21 protein-coding genes are annotated in these 25,015 nt (G+C 58.1%); 7 read left to right on the top strand and 14 right to left on the bottom strand.

Annotated features, from left to right (window positions below):
• Position 1 precedes the first annotated feature (1 nt).
• Both rnhA and ACK4FF_RS12710 read right to left on the bottom strand, forming a co-directional pair.
• Positions 2-487: a ribonuclease HI gene (rnhA, locus tag ACK4FF_RS12715; protein ID WP_409709868.1), complete on the bottom strand. Its 486-nt coding sequence runs from the start codon at positions 485-487 to the stop codon at positions 2-4.
• 10 nt (positions 488-497) lie between these two features.
• Positions 498-1,325 (bottom strand): class I SAM-dependent methyltransferase, encoded by an 828-nt coding sequence (locus ACK4FF_RS12710; protein WP_409709865.1) that lies wholly within the window; start codon positions 1,323-1,325, stop codon positions 498-500.
• On the opposite strand from ACK4FF_RS12710, the gene gloB reads away from it, so the two are divergent.
• On the top strand, positions 1,316-2,086 hold the full coding sequence (gloB, locus tag ACK4FF_RS12705) for a hydroxyacylglutathione hydrolase (protein ID WP_409709862.1): 771 nt from the start codon (positions 1,316-1,318) through the stop codon (positions 2,084-2,086). The two genes, ACK4FF_RS12710 and gloB, sit on opposite strands and share 10 nt — an antisense overlap.
• A gap of 158 nt (positions 2,087-2,244) precedes the next feature.
• Positions 2,245-3,693 carry a transglycosylase SLT domain-containing protein gene (locus tag ACK4FF_RS12700; protein ID WP_409709860.1) on the top strand — a complete coding sequence of 483 codons (1,449 nt, stop codon included), beginning with the start codon at positions 2,245-2,247 and terminating at the stop codon, positions 3,691-3,693.
• 14 nt (positions 3,694-3,707) lie between these two features.
• Here the strand turns inward: ACK4FF_RS12700 and ACK4FF_RS12695 are convergent, their stop codons facing one another.
• The 5 genes from ACK4FF_RS12695 to ACK4FF_RS12675 all read right to left on the bottom strand — a co-directional run bounded on the left by ACK4FF_RS12695 (position 3,708) and on the right by ACK4FF_RS12675 (position 10,942).
• On the bottom strand, positions 3,708-5,537 hold the full coding sequence (locus tag ACK4FF_RS12695) for a dipeptide ABC transporter ATP-binding protein (protein WP_409709857.1): 1,830 nt from the start codon (positions 5,535-5,537) through the stop codon (positions 3,708-3,710).
• A gap of 3 nt (positions 5,538-5,540) precedes the next feature.
• Positions 5,541-6,938, bottom strand: a complete 1,398-nt coding sequence (locus tag ACK4FF_RS12690; RefSeq protein WP_409709854.1) for an ABC transporter permease — start codon at positions 6,936-6,938, stop codon at positions 5,541-5,543.
• Positions 6,939-6,950: 12 nt separating this feature from the next.
• Positions 6,951-7,928 carry an ABC transporter permease gene (locus ACK4FF_RS12685; RefSeq protein ID WP_409709851.1) on the bottom strand — a complete coding sequence of 326 codons (978 nt, stop codon included), beginning with the start codon at positions 7,926-7,928 and terminating at the stop codon, positions 6,951-6,953.
• A complete protein-coding gene (locus tag ACK4FF_RS12680; protein ID WP_409709847.1) occupies positions 7,925-10,210 on the bottom strand; it encodes an ABC transporter substrate-binding protein in 2,286 nt (761 codons plus the stop codon). The genes ACK4FF_RS12685 and ACK4FF_RS12680 overlap by 4 nt, the downstream gene beginning before the upstream one ends.
• 78 nt (positions 10,211-10,288) lie before the next feature.
• Entirely contained in the window at positions 10,289-10,942 is a 654-nt protein-coding gene (locus ACK4FF_RS12675) for a YcbK family protein (RefSeq protein ID WP_409709844.1), read from the bottom strand.
• Between the two features lie 71 nt (positions 10,943-11,013).
• Here ACK4FF_RS12675 and gltX point away from each other — a divergent pair, with 71 nt between their 5' ends.
• The 3 genes from gltX to ACK4FF_RS12660 all read left to right on the top strand — a co-directional run bounded on the left by gltX (position 11,014) and on the right by ACK4FF_RS12660 (position 15,839).
• Positions 11,014-12,432, top strand: coding sequence for a glutamate--tRNA ligase (gene gltX, locus ACK4FF_RS12670; RefSeq protein WP_409709841.1), 1,419 nt, complete (start codon positions 11,014-11,016; stop codon positions 12,430-12,432).
• A gap of 50 nt (positions 12,433-12,482) precedes the next feature.
• Positions 12,483-13,697: an O-succinylhomoserine sulfhydrylase gene (locus ACK4FF_RS12665; RefSeq protein WP_409709839.1), complete on the top strand. Its 1,215-nt coding sequence runs from the start codon at positions 12,483-12,485 to the stop codon at positions 13,695-13,697.
• Positions 13,698-13,838: 141 nt separating this feature from the next.
• Positions 13,839-15,839, top strand: a complete 2,001-nt coding sequence (locus ACK4FF_RS12660; RefSeq protein ID WP_409709836.1) for a methyl-accepting chemotaxis protein — start codon at positions 13,839-13,841, stop codon at positions 15,837-15,839.
• A 7-nt stretch (positions 15,840-15,846) separates the two neighbouring features.
• On the opposite strand, the gene ACK4FF_RS12655 is transcribed toward ACK4FF_RS12660, so the two are convergent.
• The 7 genes from ACK4FF_RS12655 to ACK4FF_RS12625 all read right to left on the bottom strand — a co-directional run bounded on the left by ACK4FF_RS12655 (position 15,847) and on the right by ACK4FF_RS12625 (position 22,444).
• Complete coding sequence (locus ACK4FF_RS12655; protein WP_409709833.1) at positions 15,847-16,899, bottom strand: NAD(P)H-dependent flavin oxidoreductase; 1,053 nt, start codon at positions 16,897-16,899, stop codon at positions 15,847-15,849.
• Positions 16,900-16,992: 93 nt separating this feature from the next.
• On the bottom strand, positions 16,993-17,982 hold the full coding sequence (locus ACK4FF_RS12650; protein ID WP_409709830.1) for a TerC family protein: 990 nt from the start codon (positions 17,980-17,982) through the stop codon (positions 16,993-16,995).
• Between the two features lie 85 nt (positions 17,983-18,067).
• Positions 18,068-19,012 carry a hypothetical protein gene (locus ACK4FF_RS12645; RefSeq protein ID WP_409709827.1) on the bottom strand — a complete coding sequence of 315 codons (945 nt, stop codon included), beginning with the start codon at positions 19,010-19,012 and terminating at the stop codon, positions 18,068-18,070.
• Positions 19,005-19,742, bottom strand: a complete 738-nt coding sequence (locus ACK4FF_RS12640; protein WP_409709824.1) for a phosphonate ABC transporter ATP-binding protein — start codon at positions 19,740-19,742, stop codon at positions 19,005-19,007. Before ACK4FF_RS12640 ends, ACK4FF_RS12645 begins: the two co-directional genes overlap by 8 nt.
• A complete protein-coding gene (gene phnE, locus ACK4FF_RS12635) occupies positions 19,739-20,623 on the bottom strand; it encodes a phosphonate ABC transporter, permease protein PhnE (protein ID WP_409709821.1) in 885 nt (294 codons plus the stop codon). The genes ACK4FF_RS12640 and phnE overlap by 4 nt, the downstream gene beginning before the upstream one ends.
• Before the next feature lie 12 nt (positions 20,624-20,635).
• Positions 20,636-21,502 carry a phosphate/phosphite/phosphonate ABC transporter substrate-binding protein gene (locus ACK4FF_RS12630; protein WP_409709818.1) on the bottom strand — a complete coding sequence of 289 codons (867 nt, stop codon included), beginning with the start codon at positions 21,500-21,502 and terminating at the stop codon, positions 20,636-20,638.
• 33 nt (positions 21,503-21,535) lie between these two features.
• Positions 21,536-22,444, bottom strand: a complete 909-nt coding sequence (locus ACK4FF_RS12625) for a VTT domain-containing protein (protein ID WP_409709815.1) — start codon at positions 22,442-22,444, stop codon at positions 21,536-21,538.
• 238 nt (positions 22,445-22,682) lie between these two features.
• Here ACK4FF_RS12625 and ahpC point away from each other — a divergent pair, with 238 nt between their 5' ends.
• Positions 22,683-23,246: an alkyl hydroperoxide reductase subunit C gene (ahpC, locus tag ACK4FF_RS12620; RefSeq protein ID WP_409709812.1), complete on the top strand. Its 564-nt coding sequence runs from the start codon at positions 22,683-22,685 to the stop codon at positions 23,244-23,246.
• 155 nt (positions 23,247-23,401) lie between these two features.
• On the top strand, positions 23,402-24,958 hold the full coding sequence (gene ahpF / locus ACK4FF_RS12615; protein WP_409709809.1) for an alkyl hydroperoxide reductase subunit F: 1,557 nt from the start codon (positions 23,402-23,404) through the stop codon (positions 24,956-24,958).
• The last annotated feature ends 57 nt before the right edge of the window (positions 24,959-25,015 follow it).

Genomic DNA, 25,015 nt, shown 5'->3' with positions numbered 1-25,015 from the left:
TTCAGGCCTGTTGCCTGGCTTTGTCCACACCTTGGTTGGCCAGCGCGTCGGCTTTCTCGTTGCCGGGGTTGCCTGCATGGCCCTTCACCCAATGCCAGCGCACAACATGCTGGGCCGCAAGCCCGTCCAGGCGCTGCCAAAGGTCCGCGTTTTTGACGGGTTTTTTGTCAGCGGTTTTCCAGCCATTGAGCTTCCAGTTGGGCATCCATTCCAGCACGCCTTTACGCACGTATTGGGAGTCGGTGTACACATCGATGCTGCAGCGCTTTTTCAGGGCCAGCAAGCCCTCGATGACGGCCGTCAATTCCATGCGATTGTTGGTGGTGTTGAGTTCACCGCCACACAATTCGCGCGCATGGGTGCCCGACTCCAAGAATACGCCCCAGCCGCCGGGGCCGGGATTGCCCTTGCATGCACCGTCGGCATACATCACCACGGCCGGCACGGCCCCACTGGCTGAACTCACTTCGTTAACCCCATCATTCATGGCTAGGGCGCTATTGTAGGGGGTTGTTGCCGGATTTATTGATGGCTTGGTGAGTGACCGGCTTCAAACTTTTGACGGCCAACTGTTTGCGGTCCTTGAATGCCGGGCCGACCAAGCGCATGCCACGAATGCGTTTGATGCCCCCGAAACAATAGACCCCACCACACACCGGCCACCACCGGTCACCGGCCTTTTCCATGAAGGGCATGCGCTGCAGGCCATGCTCACTGAAGGCCGGGAAACGGTAGCCCACGAAGCGCCCAAATTCGGGTTCTACGGACAACACCTTCAACCACTCTTTTAAACGCACCAGGTGTATGGGTTCGCACCCCTGCGGCCAGACAGGCTTCCATCGCCCGAACAGCGATTGGCGCAGCCCCCACAAAGACATGGGGTTAAAACCGGTGATCAGCACCCTGCCCTCAGGCATCAAGACACGGTCTACCTCCCGAAGAACCTGCAAAGGGTCGGCGGCGAACTCGAGTACATGGGGCAACACGACCAAATCCAGCGACTGCGAATCAAACGGCAGGTCTTCAAAGCTGGCGTAACAATCGGCAACGGCTGGGCGGGCTTGATCTGGCTCGTGAGGCCCTGCCGTTCGAATGATGTCCTGAACATAGGCCCGGTGAGGAATCCGGCTTTCCCGCAAACCATCGACTGCACGGGTGCCCAATTGCACCGCCCGAAACCCGAACAGGTCGGGCACGGTGCGGTCCAGCCAAGCCTGCTCACGCTGAACGAAGTACTGACCCGCGTGGGAGGCAAGCCAATACTCCAGTGCTACCATGTGGGCCTGTTGTTCACTCAGTTCGACCAGGGGTTCAGATGGAATCATTCAAGGCTTCTCAGTTTGGCGAATGGTCAGTCTTTGGCTTGCCCGCATTTGCCGACAATTACCTCTGGGTTCTGGTTCACGGCGCGAGCCGGTCGGCCATAGCCGTGGACCCGGGCTGCGCAGACACGGTTCAGGTGTTTTTGAACCAGCATGGTGTTCATCTTAGCGGGATTTTGGTGACACATCACCACCCGGACCATGTGGGTGGCGTGCAGTCACTGCTTGAATCCGCAACAGCCACAGTGCCGGTGTGGGCCAGTCACGCCAGCCGGGTGCCCCAGGTGACACACCGCCTCGCCGAAGGCGACCGCTTGGAATGGCCTGATCTGCGACTGAAGGTACTGGAGGTGCCCGGGCACACTCTGGACCATGTGGCCTATGTGGCGGAGGTAACGGGTTCGAATCGGCATTGGCTGTTCTGCGGAGACACGCTGTTTTCAGGCGGCTGTGGCCGGGTGTTTGAAGGCACGGCTGAGCAAATGCATGAATCCCTGCAAAAACTGGCGGCGCTGCCGGCTGAAACTTTGGTCTTTTGCGCCCACGAATACACCGAATCGAACCTGAAATTTGCGTTGGCCATGGCGCCTGAGGATGCGGACATCCGGACCCGAATGAACGAGGTACAAGAAATCAGAGGTCGTAAGGCCAGTACAATACCCGTTGAGTTGGGTACGGAAATGAGGTCAAACCTGTTTCTGAAATCAAAAAACTCGATTGAATTCAAGAATTTAAGAACAAGCAAGGACCATTTCAAAGGCTAACACCCACATCGGGGGCCTGGTTTTGAGACCTTGCGCTGAAGCCTGCTGATTGGGGTTTAGTCCTTGAGGGTGATCACATTCACCTCGGGTTGACCCTGTGCGCCCGGTGCACTTAGGATTCAGCTCCCCGAAACCGCCCTCTTCAGGACTGACAATTCGTGTTGTTCAACCCTCGGCCATCAACAGCCCAACCTTCACGCCTGTTTCGCAAGCCCATGCGAAACGTGGTGGGCATGGTTACCGTTGTGGTTTTGGGCTGGGCAGTCGGCGGGCCAGCCGGTGCCCAATCCGCCCGTGAAGAAGTCCGCCTGAATTGGCAGGGGGATGATGGCCGGGTGTTCGGCTTGGTGTCGCCCCAAATCACCCCCGATCCGCTGATCAAACCCAGTGCGCGGGGCGGCCTTGAGTTGAAGATCACCCCGGTGCCTGACTTTCCAAGCCCGGTGGTGAATGCGGAAGACCTTCCCGAGCCCACTGCCGATGTGTGGACACATCTGCGCAAGGGGTTTGCGCTGAACAATTTGAACAACTCGCGGGTGTTCGAACACGAGCGTTTTCTGCGTAAAAACACCCGCATGGTCAACCTGATGCTGGTGCGTTCCCGGCCTTACCTGTATTTCATTGCGGAAGAATGCTTCAAGCGAGGGCTGCCCACCGAGCTTGCGCTGATTCCTTTCGTGGAAAGTCAGTTCAACCCCAACGCACGCTCTCCCGCAGCGGCGGAGGGCTTGTGGCAGTTCATCCCCAGCACAGGCCGCAATTTTGATTTGAAACAAAACCGCTATGTGGATGAACGTCGGGACATTCGAGCATCGACCCGGGCGGCGCTGGACTATCTGACCTACCTGTACGACATGCACAAGGACTGGCATCTTGCCCTGGCGTCCTACAACTGGGGTGAAGGGTCGGTGCTGCGGGCCGTGAAACGGGCGCGGGACCGAGGGTTGGAACCCACCTACGAGAACCTGGACATGCCCGCGGAAACCCGCAATTACGTGCCCAAGCTGCAAGCCCTGAAAAACCTGCTGATGACACCGGAAGACTTCAATGTCACCTTGCCGGACGTACCGTACTCTCCCTATTTCACCGAGATCAGCCACCCCACCAACCTGGACCTGCGTGAGTTGGCCAGGCTGGCCGACATTGACCTTGATTCCATCAAGAAGTTGAACAGCGGGCTTAATCAGCCGGTGTTGTATGCCTCACAGGGCGCAACCTTGCTGGTGCCGGTGTACCACGAAGGCAAGCTGCGCGAAACCTTGCAAAGTTACCAGTTTGATGGGGGCCGGGCAGCCAGCCTTGGGGCCACTGACGGCTTTGGTGGCGGTCAGTCAACCCGACGGGCACCGAAGGTGGTGAAGGTTCGAAAGGGCGACACGCTGACGGAGATTGCCCAGCGCTACGGGGTGGACTTGGACGACCTGAAAGCCATGAACAAATTGGGCCGTGGCACACTGCTCAAACCCGGCAGCACACTGCGATTGCCGGGTGGCACGGAGTCCGTGCAAACGGGAACCCGGTCTGCAAGCCGCTCAGGCGCCAAAGCCAAGTCGGCGACTAAAGGGGTTGCCCGTCAAACCCGCCCCAAGGGCAAAGCCCGACGTTAAGCGAATCACGCAACTCAAAGGTGGGGGGCCGCAGCGATCAGTTCCCGGGTGTAAAGGTCAAGCGGGGACTCGAACACTTGCCGTGCAGGCCCTCGCTCCACCACGCGGCCGTGCCGCAACACCACCACTTCATCAGCCAAGTAACGAACCACCGCCAAGTTGTGGGTGATGAACAGCATCGCCACGCCCGTGCGCGCCTGTAAAGTGCGCAACAGGTTGAGGATCTGCGCTTGCACGGACACATCAAGGGCCGAGGTGGGCTCATCGCACACCAGCACCGAGGGTTCGCTGACCAGCGCCCTTGCCAAGGCGATGCGTTGACGTTGCCCGCCAGAAAACTCATGCGGGAACCGATCAGTGGCTGTGGGCGGCAAACCCACTTCCTCAAGCATTTGAAGGACGCGTTGCTGGCGGCTTGAGGCGTCAAGGTCGGGGCGAAGGTGTACCAGCGGCTCTTCGAGAATTTCCTGCACACGGTGCCTCGGGTTCAACGAGGCAAATGGGTCTTGAAACACAAACTGGACCTGGCGCCGCCAACCGTCAGGGCCACGCTCACCCCAAGCTTGTAATGGCTTGCCTTTTAAAGTCACCTCACCCTGAACCTTGGCTGAACCGGGCAACAGGCCGAGGATGGCCCGAGCGGCGGTGGTTTTACCCGAACCGGACTCACCCACCAAGGCCACCGTTCGACCGGGAATCAGCGCCACATCCAGGCCATGCAGGGTGGTGGTGTGACGGGTTTTCAGCCAGCTTCCCTGCTGGGCGTAGGCGACAGACAGCGCTTTCAAGGCCATCACAGGTTCCGATTGGCTTTGCTCGACCGAAGAACCCTGCACAGCCACGGATGGTGAATGCTGAACCAGAGTTTCATGGGCACGCACACACCGGACCTGATGTTGCTCGTTCGCAGGCCGCAAGGCTGGGCCTGCCTCAGTACACACCTCTTTTCGGTGTTCACAACGCGGCGCGAACCTGCAACCTTGCGGCAAATTCACCAGCGAGGGCACCCGGCCCTCCAAGGCAATTAAGGCATGGCCGCGGTTGGCGGCACTGGGCAAGGCCCTCATCAACGCCCGTGCGTAGGGGTGCAGGGGGTTGGCAAAAAATGCATCAATACTGGCCACTTCCACCAGTTGGCCTGCGTACATGAGCCCCACCGTGTGGGCCATTTGCTGGACGATGCCCAGGTCGTGGGTGATCAGCAGCATGGCCATCCCCTCTTCAGCCTGCAGGGTTTTCAGCAGGTCCAGCACCTGGGCTTGAATGGCCACGTCCAAGGCTGTGGTGGGCTCATCTGCGATCAGCAAGTCGGGTTGTGTGGCCAGGGCCATGGCAATCATGACCCGCTGTTTTTGTCCGCCAGACAACTGATTGGGGTAGTGATTCAAACGCGCCTTGGGCTCGGGAATGCCCACCCGGTCCAACCACTCCGCCGCTTTGGCCAAGGCGGCCACCTTGTCCAGCTTCAAATGGGTTTGCAGCACTTCTAGCAACTGTTCGCCCACGGTCATGACTGGGTTCAGGCTGGTACCGGGTTCCTGAAATATCATGGACACGCGCTTGCCACGCACCGCCCGCATTTGGCGTTCAGTCAATTGCAGCAGGTCTTGTTGTGGCGACGCCTTGCGGTCCGATAAATTGACTTGCCCGGCGATGATGGCGCCTGCGTCAGGCAACAGGCGGGCAATCGACAGGGCTGTCATGGATTTGCCACAGCCCGATTCGCCAACCAGGGCGAAGGTCTGGCCACGCTCGATGGTCAACGCCATGTCGTCCAATGCGTGAACCCAGCCAGCCTCGGAGGCCAGTCGCATGGTCAGTTGATTCACATGAAGCAGACTCATGGCCTAAACCCTCACCAAAGACTGTTTCAACTGGCGCGCTCGGGGGTCAAAGGCGTCCCGCACTGCGTCGGCAAACAGGTTGGCTGACAACACCAGCATGAGCATGAATACGAATGCGGCAGCCAAGGACCACCACACCAAGGGGTCTCGACTCAACTCGAGCCTGGCCGCATTGATCATGGTGCCGTAAGAGAAAGTACTTGGATCAACCCCCACACCCACGTAGGACAGTACGGCCTCGGCCAGCACCAAGCCTGAAAAATCCATGACCAGGGAAATCAATACCAATGGCATCAAGTTGGGCAACAAATGGGTGAAGAGAATCTGCCAATGGGGCACGCCGTTGGCGCGGGCGGCGAGCACGTAGTCTTGTTCGCGTAACTTGAGCACTTCGCCGCGCAACAGCCGGGCCAAGCCGGTCCAGCTGGTTAAGCCCAGAATGGCACACAGGAAGAACAAGCGTAGGTCCGCTTTTTCCACAGAGCTGGAGAACCAGTCAGGGTTGGCGTCCAGGGCCACCTGCAACATCAGCATGGTGGCTGCAATCAACAGCACCGAGGGAATGGCGTTCAAGGTGGTGTAAAGGTATTGGATAAGGTCATCCACCCAGCCAGAGAAATACCCAGCAGCCAAGCCCAAAGCCACGCCCAGGGGCAATGTGAGCAAGGTGGTGAGCAGGCCGATCAACATGGCTGTGCGCACGCTTTTGAGTGAAATATAAAGCACGTCCATGCCGACTTTGTCGGTGCCCAACACATGGTAGCCAGCCGACCACTGCGACAACACCCCACCGGTGACGCACACCACGAACAAGGTAATGAGCACCGCATGCAAAGCGGGTGACCCGCTCAATGCGAGCACAGCGGGTCGGTTGGCCTCGGCCGCCGTAGCACGGCGAACCAGCCAGAACACCCACACCACCAAGGCCCACACCAAGCCCCCGAGCAACAGGCCGCGCCACGCCCGTTCAGCAAGGTCGGCCCCCTTCGTTGCTTCGTCTTTCAGGTGTTTTCCGCCGAACTTCAGACGGGGATAATCCCGCACGGGCCTGCCTTCCCGCTCCATGGTTTCCTTACTGAGGGCGCGGGTGGCCAAAGGGGCGGAGTAACTTTTCTCACGCTGGGTGGCCAGCGACTCAACGGTCAAGTCCAGCGCCGATATCACCGGGCTTCCAAAGCGGCTTTGGCGCGCCGGGTCGGCCCGGAAATGCACACTGTCCAGAAGCGTGACCAACAGCGCCACCGCCAGCAGCACCGCACTGATGCAGGCAAGGCGCGATTGAAACACCAGCGACCACGATTGCTTGAGCAAGGGGCTGGACATGACTTGGCGTACATAAGCCAGCACCATGACCAACAGCAGCCAGATGAGGACGTCAGTGACAAGGAGAACGGGAGTCATCGCGCGAGGCCCTCAACTCAGGCGAACACGGGGGTCAACCAGCGTGTACGCAATGTCCGTGAGAATCAGCCCCACCAAATACAGGGCCGAGCCGATGAACACCATGGCCCGCACCACAGCAAAGTCTTGGGCTTGAATGGCTTCGATGGTGTAACTGCCCAAGCCGGGAATGCCGAAGAATGTTTCAGACAACAGGGAACCCATGAACAGCAAGGGGATGGCGGCCACTGAGCCGGTGATGATGGGAATCAGGCCGTTGCGCAACACGTGTCGGCCCAAGACGGCGGCTTCGCTCAAACCCTTGGCGCGCGCGGTGCGAACATAATCCTTGTTGATTTCTTCCAGAAACAGGATGCGATACCAGCGCACCCCGCCCCCCAAGCCACCGACCACACCGATCAACACAGGCAGGATCAGGAAGCGCCAGGCTTCCACACCCGGGTCAAACCCGGAAATCGGCACCAAAGCCAAGATTTTTGAGAACAGGAATTGACCACCGATGATGTAGAACAGGCCTGAAATCGACATGGCCACCACACAAACCACCACCCCAGTCCAATCCAGATAAGTGCCCCGAAACAGGGTGAGCACCAGCGACAAAGCGACACTCAACAGCAAACCAAGTACAAACACAGGCACAGCCAGCGCCAAGCTGGGCCCGGCCCGCTGGGCAATTTCATAGGCAATGTTGCGGCCATCATCAGAAGCGCCAAACTGACCGGTGAACATGGGCACTGACTTCTGGAAAAAGATGGTGTCGGTCAAGGTTCCCAGGCCTTCGGCTTGAGTGTTGAACAGCAAGGGCTTGTCGTAGCCCTTCTCGACTTTCCATTGCGCAATGGCCTGCTCGGTCACCCGTTTACCGCCCAAGGCCATTCGGGCCATGTCATCGGGGCTGTTCACCCCGAAGAACAAGACAAAAGTAATCAGGTTCACACCGACCAGAACCAACAAGCCGTAGAGCACACGGCGCAACAGATAGCGGCTCATGGTTGCCCCTTCGTTGGGTCTGCGTCAACAGCCAAGTCAACCCGCAAGCCTTTGGCCTGCTCGCGCCGTTTCCATGCGGCCCAGGCTGGCCATGCAAAGGCCAGCAGCGCCAGCAGTATCAACGGGACAGGCCACCACTGTGGCTGGTTCCACGCCTTGCGTTGAGCGTCTCGCAGCGCTGTGTTGATGGTTTTGTACTTCAAATCATTGCGGGCCATGTCGTTGGGTTTCATATTGCCCATCCAGCCATGAATCAAACCAAACTGTTTGGGCGTGAACGCGAACAGCCAAGGTGCATCTTCCTGAACCAGGTCGGTGATCTGGGCAATCAGGCGTGCACGTTCCGGGGTGTTGGGCATGGTTTTGACTTGCTCGAACAGCGCGTCGTAACGCGGATTGGCATAGTTCGATGCGTTTTCACCGGCAGTTTTGGCACGGCTGTTGGGCCCGTACAAAAGGAACAGAAAATTCTCCGGATCGGGGTAATCGGCATTCCAGCCCAGGAAAAACAATTGTTGATTGCCTTTGCGGATTTTTTCCTGAAACCGGTTCCAGTCGGTCGCCCTGATTTCAAGCTCGATGTTCAGCTTGGCAAACTGTTTGCGATACCAGTCAAACCGGGCTTTGTCGCCAGGGCCACCGCCCGTGGTGTCCAAAGCCAAGGTCAGGGTTTTGCGGGTTTTGGGGTCGATACCGTTGGCATAACCCGCCTGGGCCAACAGGGTTTGGGCGTCTTCAATCGGCTTTCTGACTGGTCGGCCATCCACCACGTTGTACACCTGGGTGTTGTAACCTTCCGGCCCGGGTTCGTGGCCAAAAATTCCAGGAACAACAGGCCCATGCGCAGGCAGCGCCCGGCCATTGGTGAAAATCTGGGAGAACTCTTCCCAATCCACCGCAATCGCAATGGCCTGACGCAACAGGCGCGCACGGCGGGCGTCTTCCGGGGTTTTTCCGGGGCCAACAACGGGGTCCAGCCAGTTAAAACCCAGGTAATACAGGGATGTGGCCACCGAGGTTTCCAGCCGAATGCCTTTGCTTTCCATGTCGGCACTCAAGGCCACATCACCGTCGGCGCCAGCGCGAATGGCTTGATCAAAAGTGTCTGCACTCACGCCCGAGCTGTCGTAATAGCCCTGCATGAATTTGTTCCAGTAAGGGATGCCCTCTTTCTCGCGGGTGAACACCACCTTGTCAATGAAGGGCATGGTTTTGCCCGCATCGGCCAGAAGGCCTGCAGCCTCATCACCGGGCTCGCCTTCAGAGGGGTAAGGCTCGCCCCTGAAGTTGGGGTTTCGGGCCAACACCATGCGGGCATTCGGATCGTTTTCAGTCAACATGTAGGGGCCCGTGCCCACCGGCCACCAGTCCAGCGTGAGGTTATTTTTCACGAAGCCTTGTTGGCTGTAAAACCGGTCAGCCTCCCAAGGAATGGGCGCAAAAAAAGGCATGGCCAGCCAGTACAAAAACTGCGGATACTTGCCTTTGACCCGAATCTGCAGCGTGTGGGTATCCACCACCTTGACACCACTCAACTCGAATTGACGCAAATCCAGCCAAGGCAATTCCGAAGCAGACGGTGCAAACCGGCTGCCTGTTTGGGCCTGAAGGCTTTTCTTCAACTGCTCATCGCGGGTTTTCAGGGTGTCGGCCAGGCCTTGAAGGCCTTCAATCAATTCACCCATGTGGCCCAGAATCGGCGACACAATTCGCGGGCTGGCCAGGCGTTTGATTTCGTAGGCGTAGTCGGCGGCGGTCAGCTCGCGGGTGTCGCGGTGTTCGAATTGCCAGGGTGAGCGGTATTGCAAAGCCTGTTCGGCGGGCAGGTCGTGATAACGGTATTGGCCTTGGGCATCTTGGGCAAAGGCAGGATGGGGCTGATATAAAATGCCCGGCCGAATCCTCAGGGTATACACACTGGTGGCCACATCGCTGTCGGGCGCATCGGCAGACAAGGCCTTGCCTTGGGCATTCAGGTATTGGGGTTGAGGCACTTCAAGTGCGGTCAAAGGCTCCAGCGTGTAGGGGCGTTTCAGGTAGTGGTATTGAAACAGCGGCTCGTAGGTTTGGTAGGTGAACTCGGCTTCGTCCGAGGTGTAGGACTGCGCAGGGTCCAAGTGTTTGGGCCGCGCCGTGAAGGCGGTGTAATGCGTCACCAGGCCCTTGTCAGCACCTGACTCAACGTAGGGGTTGTTGGGTGCTTGGCCACAGGCGCCCAATGCCAGAACGACCGGAAACAATGCCGCCCGGACAACGCGTTTGCCACCCCAACGAATGAACATACTGCTGAAAGCCACACCCACCCTTTGTATTGTTCCAGGTTGATTCTGGCCTTATTTAACCACGTTTGCCGGCTGTGTTCAGCCCCGCCATTCCCGTTCAGGGCCGGTGTCGGCGTGAATCCACCCGCCTTGGGTACCAATGCGGAAGTAAAAACCCACCCCACCGGCCTTAAAGCCCTGCACCAGTTCACCCAGCACACTGGGGTGTAAACCGGGCATGCGGAAATCAGCTGCTTGGCCGCGCATGTGCAGCGAGTTGCGTGCGGCTGGCAAACCCTGCTCGATGAGTCGACGGTTGGTTTTCGGGCTGCGGTAGCCCGAAGTGATTTCAATCGGGGCACTGAACCCGTAACGTTGAACGAAGGCTTGGGCGGCCCACAGGGTGTCAATCAACCGCGTGTCCATGCGATAGACCAAGTTGGCCTGCACATCGCGCAGCACGCTGCAGATTTCTTGGTAGGCCTTTGGGTTAATATGTCCGTCTTGCCAATAAGTGATCTTGAGCCGGTCCCCAGACTGCGGGCGAACCATGTTCAGGGTTCGGGGCTGAAGCCAAAACTCCATGTCGACCAGCGAGGCATCGAACAGATCGGGCGGGGGTGCCAGCTCCCGAGTCGCGGCCTGAACGCCCTGACCAATCAGGGTGTCGGAGACGCCCACCATGGCCAGTGTGCTGACCGCCTGCAGAAATGAACGTCGATTGTTGAAACGGCTATTGCAATTGTCGCTCATCACAACCCAAACACTTGAGAAATTACTTGAACTTGATGATAAAAGTTCTTTAACCAAAAGTCACGATTCGAATGTCAACTTCCAGCCAAATCCGAACAGTCCGCACCCGTTTTGCACCCAGCCCCACCGGTTACCTCCACCTCGGTGGTGCCCGCACAGCCCTGTACAGTTGGGCTTTCGCGCGCCATCACGGTGGCCAGTTCATCCTGCGCATTGAAGACACCGACGTGGAGCGTTCCACCCCGGAAGCAGTACAAGCCATCATGGACGGCATGCATTGGCTGAACCTGGACTACGATGAAGGGCCCTTTTTCCAGATGCAACGCATGGACCGTTACAAGGCCATGATCGCCAAACTGCTGGACCAAGGGGATGCCTACCTTTGTTACTGTAGCACCGCCGAACTGGAGCAAATGCGCGAACAGCAACGTCAACAGGGCCTGAGAATTCGTTATGACGGCCGTTGGAGACCCGAGGCGGGCAAAGCACTTCCCACCCCACCTGAGGGTGTGAACCCTGTGGTGCGTTTTAAAAACCCGGCCAGCGGCGCGGTGCAGTGGGACGACTTGGTCAAAGGCCCTATTTCCATCAACAATGAAGAGCTGGATGACCTGATCATTGCCCGTGCTGATGGCACCCCCACGTACAACTTCTGCGTGGTGGTGGACGATTGGGAAATGCAGATCACCCACGTGATTCGCGGCGACGACCACATCAACAACACCCCACGGCAGATCAACATTCTTCGTGCGATTGGTGGCGAACAACCGGTGTATGGCCACCTGCCGATGATTCTCGGCCCGGACGGCGAGAAACTCTCCAAACGGCATGGTGCGGTCAGTGTGATTCAGTACGACGAACTCGGCTTTCTGCCCGAAGCCATGATCAATTACCTGGCCCGCCTGGGCTGGAGCCATGGCGATGACGAACTGTTCAGCCGTGAACAACTGGTACAGTGGTTCGACTCAAGCAGCCTGTCGAAATCGGCCGCGCAGTTTGACCCGGAAAAGCTGTCGTGGGTGAATGCACACCACATGAAACAAACCGACCGGGCACTGCTGGCGAACGAAACCCAGAAGCGCCTGAACGCCATCGGGCTGGACAGCAACGCTGGGCCTGCTTTGGCTGCCGTGCTGGACTTGGTGATTGAACGGGCGGCGACCTTGGTGCAATTGCGCGACGAAGCAGCGCTGTTCTATCGCGAACCCAGTGTGAATGCTGATGAGCTGCGCGCCATGCTGGACGAGCCAACACGCCTTGCCATGAACGAGTTTGCACAAGGGCTGAACAGCCTGGACTGGACCGTGGACAACCTCAGCACCCACATGAAAACCGTGCTGAAAGCCCACAACCTGAAAATGCCCAAGCTGGCCATGCCTTTACGCCTGATGTTGACGGGCATTACCCAAACGCCATCCATTGACAAGGTGATGGCTTTGATGGGTCAATCCATAGTGATGCAACGCATTGAAGCAGGCTTGGCGCTTTAAGCCCCTTCTTCAAACAGCGGTTTTGGACCAGTATTTTCGGCGTGAGTCAAATGAGCAACGAACACGACAACCACACTTCTGAACAAGGCTGGGGGCTATCAACCCAGGCCATTCGCACAGGCAGCCAGCGCACGCCATTTGGTGAACACTCTGAGGCCATGTTCCTGACCTCCAGCTTCGTGTTCGACTCAGCCGCGCAAGCGGCCGCCCGTTTTGCAGGCACCGAAGAAGGCAATGTATACGCCCGCTTCACCAACCCCAGCGTGCAGATGTTTGAGCAACGCCTGGCCGCACTGGAGAACACCGAGTATTGCCTGGCCACCTCCAGCGGCATGGCTGCCATCACCACCGCGCTGATGGGCCTGCTCAACGCCGGTGACCACTTGATTGCCTCAAAGGCCCTGTTTGGTGCCACGGTGCAGTTGTTCGTCAATATTTTTGCGCGCTTCGGCGTGGAAACGACCTTTGTGGATGGTGTGGATTTATCCGCTTGGGAAAAAGCAATCCGCCCCAACACCAAGCTGTTTTACGTGGAAACGCCATCGAACCCCTTGACCGAAATCACTGACATTCAGGCCTTGAGCGACTTGGCGCACAAACACGGCATCCTGAATATTGTAGACAACTGCTTCTGCTCACCTGCCCTGCAAAAGCCGGTGGACTTTGGCGCAGACCTCATCATCCATTCCGCCACCAAGTACCTGGATGGCCAAGGCCGTGTGCTGGGCGGTGCCATCTGCGGCCCCAAACAACTGCTCAAGGACAAAATATTGCCAGTGCTGCGCACGGCTGGCCCAACCCTGTCCGCGTTCAACGCCTGGGTACTGCTTAAGGGCCTTGAAACCCTGAATATCCGCATGCAGGCCCAATCGGCCAACGCGCTGGAAGTGGCCACCTGGCTGGAAGCGCACCCCGCCGTGGACCGGGTGTACTACCCTGGCCTGCCCAGCCACCCGCAACATGCGCTGGCCATGAAGCAGCAGAAAACCGGCGGTGCCATTGTGGCCTTCGAATTGAAAGCGGCCACTGCCGATGAAGCACGTGCGCGGGCGTGGAATGTGATCGACCACTGCAAAACCATGTCCATCACAGCCAACTTGGGCGACACACGCACCACCATTACCCACCCGGCCACCACCACCCACGGACGCCTTAGCCCCGAGGCTCGGGAAGCAGCCGGTATTCAACAGGGCTTGATTCGCCTGGCCATTGGCCTGGAGGACACCAAAGACCTGATTGCCGACTTGGCCCGCGGCCTGGGCTGAAACCCCCTTTCAGCGCTGTTCACCCACTGTGCCAACAAGGCTGTGGGTGAACTGCACCCATGCGGGTTAGTAGCCCTGCTGGATTCGGCCCTGCAGCCACCCGGCTAATCTGTTCCGGTCAACCCTTGTAGAGACCGGATCATGAATTGGATCAATAAAACCCTTGGGCAGCTCAGCCTCCTTAAAAAGTTTGTACTGATTGTGGTGCCACTGGTTGTTGCCTTGGCGGCGATGTACTGGAATTACCTGTCTGTGGCAGGTGCATTGATTGAGGCAACCGACAGTGAGTATCAGGGCACCCAATTCACCATTCGGCAGATGAACCTGCTCAAGGACCTTCAATCGCACCGCGGCTTGTCCGGGATGATCATTGCAGGCGACCAATCGGCCAAAACCAACCGTGACAGCCTTGCGCAGAAACTGGATGAAGGACTGAACAGCCTGGCCAAAGACCTCCCCGAGCAGTGGGGTAAATCCCGGGAATCTGCCCAGGCTTTGATTGCCGACTGGTCAACCCTGAAAAACAAGCTGAGTACGCTGGATGGCCAGCAAAGCTTCGAAGAACACAGCACGCTGATCAAGTCCCTGCTCAAAACCATGCGCTGGACCGCCGATGAAAGCACGCTGACGCTGGACCCAGAAATGGGCACCTATTACCTGATGAGTACCATCAACTTCCAGATTCCCACAGTGGTGGAAAAGCTGGCCACCATCCGAGGCAGCTTGGCCGCCATGGTGGCCAGAGGTGAGGCCGATGCGACCACACTGGGCCGGGCCCATGCAACTCTGGATATCGCAACCATCATCAGCAACGAAGTTCGCGAGAATGTTCAAAAAGCGAAATCCAACGGCGTGAGTGTTCAGTCGGACACGGAATTGCAAGCCGAGCAAGTGTTGCGAACCCTGCCCAATGTGGATGCGCTCATCAAAAAACTGGCCAACGCCGACCATGGCATGACTGGCCCTGCTGTGTTCGAACAGGTGTCTGCGCCACTGAACGGCCTGTTACAAATTCAGGACCAACTGAACACCTCGCTGCAACAAGCCCTTCAGGCCCGTATTGCACGCGAACGCGGCAACATCGGCAAAACCACCGCCCAGATTGCGGTGCTGTTGCTGGCTGCGGCCTTTGTGATTGTGATGGTGGTTCGCAAAGTGAACGGCGACATTCGCACCCTGGAAAACCAGAGCAACAGCCTGGCCAAGCTGAACCTCGGCCCGACGCCTGTGCTGGAGGGCAAAGACGAAATGGCGCAGATCTCCAACCGCTTTGAAAATATCCGCCGCTCACAGTCAGACATGATTGTGCAAATCAAAGAACTGTCCGGTGGTTTGGCGTCCAACACCCATGCCCTGAGCAGTGCTGTCGAACAGGTGAATGCAGGCACCCATGAACAGTCTGACGCCTCATCGACAGTGGCCAGTTCTGTGGAAGAACTGAGTGTGTCGGTGGGCCAGGTGGCTGAGCATTCCGACACCGCACGCAACCTGGCCCGGGAAACAGGCGCAGCATCAAGCCAAGGGATTGAGCAGGTTGGCCAAATGCGCAGCACCATGTCAGGCATTGCAGAATCGTCACAGCAGTTATCCAACACCGTGATGTCGCTGGACCAGCGCTCCGAAGGCATTTCGTCCATCGTGCAAACCATTCAGGAAATCGCCGAACAAACCAACCTGTTGGCCTTGAACGCAGCGATTGAAGCCGCACGGGCGGGCGAACATGGCCGTGGATTTGCGGTGGTTGCCGATGAAGTTCGCACACTGGCTGAGCGCACCTCATCGGCCACGCACAGCATTTCCGACCTGGTGCGTGGCATTCAGGACGACAGCCGCGCAGTGGTGGACAATGTGAAAGGCTGGCGCACCGAGATTGCCGACGGCATTGAACGGTCTGCCCATGTCGAGCAGGCCATTCAACTGATCATGGACCGTGCCCAACGCACGGAGACCTCCATCAACGAGATTAACCACGCCATGAAAGAACAGAGCCAAGCCTCAGTCGTGGTGGCCAAAAACATTGAGCGAATTGCGCAAATGACCGATGAAAACCTGGCGGCCACCACGCAGGTCAAAGATGTGGCCGATGATGTGAAAGCCGCTGCCGAGCGACTTTCAGGACTCGTGGGTGGTTACAAGGTGTAACGGGCAATCAGGCCATGGCTTCTTCAGCGCGGTACTGCTGAACGTTGGCCAAGGCCTGTTCTGCCTCACGCATCACGCGGTCGGTCAGTTCCTGCACGGTGGGCACATCATGTACCAAGCCCTGCACCTGACCGATCAACTGAACCCCTTGCTGATGGTTACCCTCGATGGTGGCCTTCTTGATGGCCAGAATGGCTGAACCAAAAAAGGTCAGCTTCAAAGTCTGTACAAATCCAGTTTTCAGCACGTCTTTCACAATGCCCGTCAGTGGCCTGTCCATTTCACGGGCAGCCTTCAAGGCACGGGCCATGGCACGCCAAAGCGACAAGCGCTTGGCCATCACTTTCTTGGAATGGGGCGTGGTCATCACTCGGCAAGGCATGGTGTCGAAGTTGGCGTTGTAGATGGTCTCTTCCACTTCTTTTTGAATGATCAAATTTTTGGTGTTGGCATGCACAGGGCTTTCCTTGGAGGCCGCCCACCGCGTTCCCATCGCCACCGCATCGGCCCCCAAGCTAAGGGCTGCCACCAAACCTGCACCGGTGCCAAAACCACCGGCTGCAATGATGGGCAAGCGGGTTACTTCGCGAATGGCCGGAACCAGCACCAGGGAGGTAACGCTACCACCATGGGCTGCCGCTTCATGACCGGTCACCAACAAGGCATCCACACCGGCCTTTTCCGCGCTCAGGGCATGCTTGGCGGTCACCACCGTGGCAATCACCTTGCCGCCGTAACCGTGAACCCGTTTGCACACATCAGCGCCGTTGCCCAGTGAAAAGTTGATCACAGGCACCTTTTCTTCCAGCGCCACTTCCAGGTTTTCGCGGGCACCCGGCATCATCAAGGCACAGCCAATGCCAAAGGGCCGTTGGGTCAAGCTGCGAACCCGGCGAATTTCAGCGCGGGTCTGTTCAGGAGTCAGGTGGCCAATGGCCAGAATTCCCAAACCGCCGGCATTGGCTGTGGCCGCGACGAGGTCGGAGTTGGCCACGTAAGTCATGCCGGGGCAAATGAGGGGAACGTCGATACCAAAGAGGTCGGTGACTCGGGTTTTCATGATGGTGCTCTGCCCTGTTGCTCAGTCAATTGTTGTTGATTGTTCAACATGATACGGGCAAAGCACAACATCGTTTCGGTCATTGCCCCTAATTCAAGAGGCGTGGTGGGCCGCTTCGGATTTGGTCTTCCACAGCGAATAAAGCACACCGGCAGCAATCAGGCCCAAGGTCACGGACAAGGAGAACACAGGCGGGATTTTGCCGATGATATTCACCAAGAAGATCTTCGAGCCGATGAACACCAGGACCACAGCCAGTGCGTACTTCAGGTACTTGAAGCGGTGGATCATTTCAGCCAGCGCAAAGTACAGGGCACGCAGGCCGAGAATCGCAAAAATATTGCTGGTGTAGACAATGAATGGGTCGGTGGTGATGGCGAAGATGGCAGGCACCGAGTCAACCGCAAACACAAGGTCGACAATTTCGATCAACACCAGAGCCAACAGCAGCGGGGTTGCGAACCGCACTACGCGACCGGTTTTTGGGTCATTCTCGCGAACCATGAAGGCGTTGCCACGCAGACCTTCGGTGACACGCAGGTGGCGCTTCAGGAAACGCAACACCGGGTTGTTGGCGATGTCGGGCTCTTGGTCGGCAAGGAACCACATTTTCACACCAGTGATGATCAGGAACACACCGAACAGGTAGAGAATCCAGCTGAACTCTTTCACCAGCGTAGCGCCCAAGCCAATCATGATGGCCCGCAACACAATCACGCCCATGATGCCCCAGAACAGCACCCGGTGCTGGTACTGGCGGGGAATGGCAAAGAAAGTGAAGATCAGGGCAATGACGAATACATTGTCCATGGACAAGGATTTTTCAATCAAGAACCCGGTGAGGTACTCCATGCCACTTTGCGCACCGAGGTACCACCACACCCAGCCACCGAAGGCCAGGCCCGCGCTGATGTAGCCAGCAGACAGCAAGAGGCTTTCGCGCACACCGATTTCTCGACTGTCGCGGTGCAACACGCCCAGGTCGAGGGCCAACAGGGTGACGACCACCCCGATGAACATCAGCCAGAGCCAGACAGCTTGCCCCAGGAAATCCTGGTTCAGCCACATTGTTAAGGTTTCCATGATGACTACTCCTGTTTAAATCAATCCACAGGCGCAGGTTACTGAAAGGTCAGTTCGAGAACGAGGCGGTTTCAGCGAAGGATTGCTACGGTTTTCTCGAAACACCGTGCGTAATGCGCTCGACGTACGACACAAACGCAGGGCTGCCGGGGGGCCACCACTGGTGAAACTGGGCCAGCCAGGCAGAGTGGTCGTAATTGAGCTGCACCTGCTCCACCCACACGCCTTGCACACAGACAGAGGCGTGCACTGGCGCTTGTGTGCAGGGCGTCACCGACACCCGAGTCACCAAGCCCGCCAAAGCGCCGGGCACACTGGGCATGCCCGCAGCACCGTTGTTGCTGATCACCTTGCGCTGGCCGCTGGGCAGGGTGTCGGTGTGCAACACCGCAGTGCAGGTGTGGGTGCTGGCAAACGCATCGACAGCGGCCTGCTCAAATTGCGCTGTGCGCCATTGCGCATGGCCCGGCAAGGCGATGCAGGCAGGGTCAAACTGCCAACCCGCCAATGATTCCGAATCGCCATGAACCACGCCAAGCTGCAAGGCGCCTACCTCATAGCGTGCGAACATGGGGCGAGCCTGAAGCCGCGCCAACACGGCGGGCTGGGCCTGCGCAACCTGCTTCAACCGGGTGTGAATGCTGTTTGAGCGGGCCACCACGCCGGCATCCACATGCTCGGGGTAGGCACAGCCGCAATCGGGGGTATCGAGGGGCTCACCCAGTTCGGCCTCCACATTGCCCAGCACCACATCATGTTCAAGCACCGTGGTGTTGATGCGTTCGAAAGCGCTGGGGGAGATGTTGAACCAGTTGAAATCGCCGTTGAAACACAGACGGACACGCGCCCTGGTTTGCGCTTGTTCTTGTTGAACCAGCGCAAGTACCGCATCCAAAGCCTGTGGGTTGCCGTACAGACCGCCCACCACCCACAGGGTGTCGCAGGGCTGAGCCGCCACCGCTGCGATGGCCTTCGGGCCGTAGCGGTAACGTAAGGGGCATTGGCGCCCAGCTTCGTCGTTTTCACCCATACAAGTCCCCCAGCAGGGACGTGTTCAATGACTGGCTTGGGCAATCCAGCACCAGCTCGCCAGCCCTCAGGCCCAACACGCGGTCTGCCAACAAGGGCACCTGGTCCACTTGGTGCACCACCGTCAGCAGGGTGGTTTGCCTTGTGGCTGCCCGCAGCAATTCAATCACCTCGGAGGCAGCGGTCGGGTCCAGGGCGGCGGTCGGTTCATCAGCCAACACCACCTCAGGCGCTTGTATCAGCAAGCGGGCAATGGCCACCTTTTGTCGCTCCCCACCCGACAGGCGGTCCGCCCGCACCTGGCGCAAATGCAAAACCCCCACTGCGGCCATGGCTTGTTCGGCGGCCTGTAACTCGGCGGGGGTGAACACACGCAAGCAACTTCGAAACAGGGGCATGGCCGCCAGGCCACCCACCAACACATTGTCCTGCACACTCAACCGTGACACCAAATGCAGCCCTTGGGGCACTTGCCCAACCTTGCGGCGCAGTTGCCTCAGGCGCTGGGCAGAGGGCACAGGAAACACCGACTGGCCGCCGACCTGCACATGCCCCCTGTCCGGACTGGCAAAGCCGTTGATGAGTTTGAGCAGGGACGATTTACCCGCCCCGTTTCGCCCCAGAATCGCGACTTTTTCACCCGCATGAATGGTCAGGTCGGCGATGCGAAGGCGGCAACGGCCCGCTTGCGTCCAATCAATGCCATGGAGATGAATCAAAGGCTGGCTCACAACAGGGCCTTCCGAATGCGACGGCTTAGCGCGTCGAAGCTGGTGACCATGACGACCACCACAATCAACAGCGTGGACAGTCGGCCCCATTGGAACAAGGACACGGATTCTGAAATCAACAAACCCAAGCCACCTGCACCCACCAGGCCAAGAATGGTGGAGTCTCGAATGTTGTACTCCCACAAGTACAGGTGTGTGCTGACCCATTGGGGCAGCACATTGGGCCAGACAGACCAGAAGAAGGTTTGCAGTGGGCTGGCCCCCACACCCCGAACAGCCTCAATGGAGGCCATATCGAGCGACTCGATGGACTCGGCAAACAGCTTGCCGTAGGTGCCCATGCTGTGTAGCGCAATGGCCAGAATACCCGCTGTAGGGCCCAGCCCTACGATACCCACCAGCACCAACCCAAAGACCAGGGTATGAACTGCGCGACAGGCATCCAGGGTTCGCCGGGCGGCCCATGCAGCCCACAGCGGTGCGCGCAGGTTACGCGCACTCAGCACAGCCAAGGGCATGGCCAACACGGCAGCCAACAAGGAACCCAAGGTGGCGATCTGGAAGGTGGTCCATGCCGCGCCTGCCATCTGAGTCAGGTATTGGGCTTCCACAGCCTGTCGGTTTTCAACGCGCAGAAGGCGACCATCGTCGCTGCGGTATTCCAGTGCTGGGTTACCCAGCCACACGTCCACCACACTTGGGCGCAAAAACTCGGACACCGTTTTGACCAGGTTGGGCCACGGGTTACGGCCAAGGCTGAGGTCCCCTGCAGACCATAGGCTCCACAGACAGGCGGCAACCAGCAAACCGTAAATGGCGATCATCAAGGCAAAGCCACCTCGGCCTTGCCAGCGCGGCCAGCGGTTCAACACAGCACTCACGAACTCCTCGCTTTACTTCGGTTGCAAACGGCCCGTGGCAAGCCCTGCATCGCGAATGGGCTTGTAAAAGCTGTTGTCCTTTTTCACAAAACCAGTGTACCGAGGGGGCAACAGGTTGGGCTGCTTTTTCAGCTCAGCGCCCACACCCAGCAAGGCCTCCTGCAGTTTGGCCACGAAGGCTTTGTCTTTGAACAGGGTTTCGCTGACCGCCAACGCGTCGTTGGGCAGCGGGGCGGAGGTCCAGATGATTTTTGAATCGGACGCCTTGATCAACCCCTCGGCAATCATGGCGTCGCGGTTGCGGTTGTAGTCGGCCCCAGCGTCCAGCACACCTTGGGCCACTTGGGTCTCAATGGCCTGGTGTTTGGTGTACAGCACCTTGGAGAAGTAGGTGTCGGGGTTGATTCCCAGGTTCTGGAAATGATGGAAGGGGATGAGGTAGCCGGAGGTTGAGCCTTTGTCACCAAAGGCGAAACTTTTGCCTTTGAGGTCGGCAATCGAATTGATGCCGCTGGCCGGGTTAGTGACCATGATGGCGAAGTACTCGGGCTTGCCATCGTACTCAATGGTGGCTACAGCCTGAGCACGGGCTTCATTGTTGGCCAGCACATAGCCCCACGGGCCCATCAGCGCAATGTCGGTTTCGCCATTGGCCAGCGACTTGGCCAAGCCTTCCCAACTGTCCACGGTGCGCAGCTTCACGGGCTTTCCAAGTTTGGCCTCCAGATAGCGGGCCAACGGGGTGTAAGTGGCGTCGTTTTTGTCTTTGTCGGGCTGATACAGGCCCACACCAAACTGAATCACATCGCCCGCCTGTGCAGCGCTCATCAAGCCCAGAAACACACCCACTACTGCGCACTTCGCCAACCACTTCGCCATAACTGCACCCGCGTGAACTACAAAGCAATGACGTTACACCAGTTTGCGCTGCTGATGCGCCTGCAAGGCCTCATAGCCGCCGAGCAACGCTCGGGCATTGACGAAACCCAAGGCCTCCAAAGCCGCGGCAGCCTCGCTGGCGGTGACATCGTTGGGGCAGGCACACAGGGTCACGATGCGGTCGCCAGCCCCCCAAGCGACTGACAGTTCCTGAAGAGAATCCAAACGGGCCGGTGTCCAACCCGCCAAGGGCTCGGAAGTTTGAATGTGGTCAGGCCTAAGATCCAGCAGCCGCAGCGGCCCGTGGAGTGCTTCATCGTGCTGGTCCAATTCCTCAACCCGGGTTTTGGGGGCTTGATGGCGGGCCATGTAGGCCAAGCGGCGACTCCATTTCCACAACACCAGCACCGCCAAGCCCAAACCAACCACCAAGGCCATCGCCAGTGCGTTGGAATGCAGTACCTCAAACACGGTGGACACTTGGGTGCTGAACAGCCAACCCGCCAGTAAAGCGGCCCCAGCCCACAGCGCGGCGCCCAGGGCTGATGCAAGGGTGAATTGCCACAAGGGCATACGCACAGCCCCCGCAATCGGCGGGGCGACAGTCGAAAACCCCGGGATGAATTTGGCCAATACCAAGGACCAAGCCCCCCAACGTTTGAACTTGAATTCCGTGCTGGTGACGCAGGACTCGGGGTTGATCGACAACTTGCACAACACCGACAGCACTCGATAGCCAAACCCTCGGCCCGCCAGGTACCACACCCAGTCCGCCAACAAAGAGGCCAACACAGCCAGACCTGCCAGGACAAACAGGTCAATGCCGGAATGAACCAGACTGGCCGCCACAATCATGGTGGGCACGGACGGCACAGGCACCCCCAACTGCTGCAGTAACACGTTGAAAAACACCAGCCACTCGGATGTGTCGCCCACGTTCATAAAGCCCCCATTGAATTACACCCCCCAGTATGACCGGCTGGCCTTGTGCAAAGGTGAGAGATTTCCGAACAATCGCCTCAAGGTTTTTGAAGGGCAGCCCAAAAAGACGCGAAAAATCGATTAATAAAATTAATCTGAAATATTGCATCATTAAATTTTGCAATTGCAACAAATTTGGATACACTAATCCTTCGTTGCAAGTTTCAACCCATTTTTCAACCCAACTGAGGATGACACCATGTCTTTGATCAATACCGAAATCAAGCCATTCAAAGCCACTGCTTACCACAACGGCAAAGAAGTGCAGTTGACCGAAGCCGACGTGAAGGGCAAATGGTCCGTGTTCTTCTTCTACCCCGCTGACTTCACCTTCGTATGCCCCACAGAACTGGGCGACCTGGCTGATCAGTACGAAGAGTTGAAAGCCATGGGCGTGGAAGTGTATTCCGTGTCCACAGACACTCACTTCGTGCACAAAGCCTGGGCCGACGCGTCCGAAACCATTGCCAAGATCAAGTACCCCATGATCGGCGACCCCACTGGCCAAATCACCCGCAACTTCGGCGTGATGATTGAGGAAGAAGGCCTGGCCCTGCGCGGCACCTTCGTGATGGACCCCAAGGGCGTGATCAAGGTTGTGGAAGTGCATGACCTGGGCATCGGCCGTGATGCGTCCGAACTGAAGCGCAAAATCCAGGCTGCCCAATACGTGGCCGCCAACCCCAACCAGGCTTGCCCAGCCAAGTGGAAAGCCGGCGAAGCCGCGCTGACCCCTTCCCTGGACCTGGTCGGCAAGATCTAAGACTGCGCCCGCAGTTGAGAAATTTGGTCCGCTGACGAAGCGGACAACCCAATGCCGTGGCTTACCTGCCACGCGCCCAGCCTGTTGAGTCAGGACACGCCGCCTCCCACAAGGGGGCGGCCCCCGAATAACACGAATGCATGGAGTACCCAATCATGTTGGACGCCAACATCAAACAGCAACTGAAGACCTATCTGCAAATGCTGCGCCACCCCATTGAGCTGGTGGCCTCGCTGGACCACAGTGACAACGCAAACCAGATTGAAGGCCTGCTGGCTGACATCGCCGAATGCTCGGACAAAGTCAGTGTGCGTCTGGATGGTAACCATGCTCTGCGCCCATCATTTGGTATTGCCAAAGCCGGTGAAGAAGCGCGTGTGCGCTTTGCCGGTCTGCCGATGGGGCATGAATTTACATCCCTTCTGCTGGGCTTGTTGCACGTGGGTGGACACCCCCCCAAAGTGGACGACAAAGTCATTGAACAGATCAAGAACCTGCCCAAGCCCGCAGCGGGTGGACAGTTCGAAACCGTGGTGTCCCTGAGCTGCCACAACTGTTCAGACGTGGTTCAAGCCTTCAACACCATTGCAGCCCTGAACCCCAATTACAGCCACACCATGATTGATGGTGCATGGTTCCAGCCCTTGGTGGACCAGCGCAAAGTGATGGCAGTGCCTACCGTGTTCGCTGCCGACCAAAGCCAATTTGGCTCGGGCCGTATGCTGCTGGAAGAAATTCTGGCCAAACTGGACACTGGCGCCCAAGCCAAACAAGCCGAAGCACTCAGCCAGAAAGGCGAATTCGATGTGCTGATTGTCGGCGGTGGCCCCGCTGGTGCAGCCGCGGCCATTTACGCCGCCCGCAAGGGTGTAAAAACCGGTGTGCTGACCGAACGTTTCGGCGGCCAAGTGCTGGACACACTGGGCATTGAAAACTTCATTTCGGTGAAGGAAACCGAAGGCCCACGTTTGGTGGCCCAACTGGAACAACACGTCAAAACCTACGACGTGGACATCATGAACCTGCAACGGGCCAAGGGCCTGAAAACAGTGGATTCCCGAGTGGAAGTGGAACTGGACAACGGTGCCAAGCTGACGTCCAAAACCGTGATTCTGTCCACGGGTGCCCGTTGGCGTGAACTGAATGTGCCGGGCGAAAAGGAGTACAAAAACAAGGGCGTGGCTTATTGCCCGCACTGTGATGGCCCACTGTTCAAAGGCAAACGGGTGGCGGTGATTGGCGGGGGTAACAGTGGTGTGGAAGCCGCCATTGACCTGGCAGGCATCGTTTCACACGTCACGTTGATTGAATTTGACACCAAGCTGCGCGCCGACGCGGTGCTTCAAACCAAACTGAACAGCTTGCCCAATGTGAATGTGGTGTTGAACGCCCAAACCACCGAGGTGACGGGTGATGGCACAAAGGTCAATGGCCTTCGCCTGAAAGACCGTACCACCGGTGAAATCAACACCGTTGAACTGGAAGGCGTGTTTGTGCAGATCGGTTTGCTGCCCAACACCGACTGGCTCAAAGGCAGTCTGGAGTTGAGCCGCCATGGCGAGATTGTGGTTGATGCCCGCGGGCAGACCAGCATGGAAGGGGTGTTTGCTGCAGGCGACTGCACCACCGCGCCTTACAAGCAGATCATCATTGCCATGGGTGAAGGCGCCAACGCCGCATTGGCCGCGTTTGACCACTTGATTCGCAACTGAATTCCCTGATTGCGCAGCACAGGAAGAAGCCCCGGGGGCATAGCCCTTGGGGCTTTG

This window comes from Limnobacter sp. (genome assembly GCF_046297615.1).
Classification (GTDB): Bacteria; Pseudomonadota; Gammaproteobacteria; order Burkholderiales; family Burkholderiaceae_B; genus Limnobacter.
This window is presented reverse-complemented; position numbering and strand designations above follow the sequence as displayed.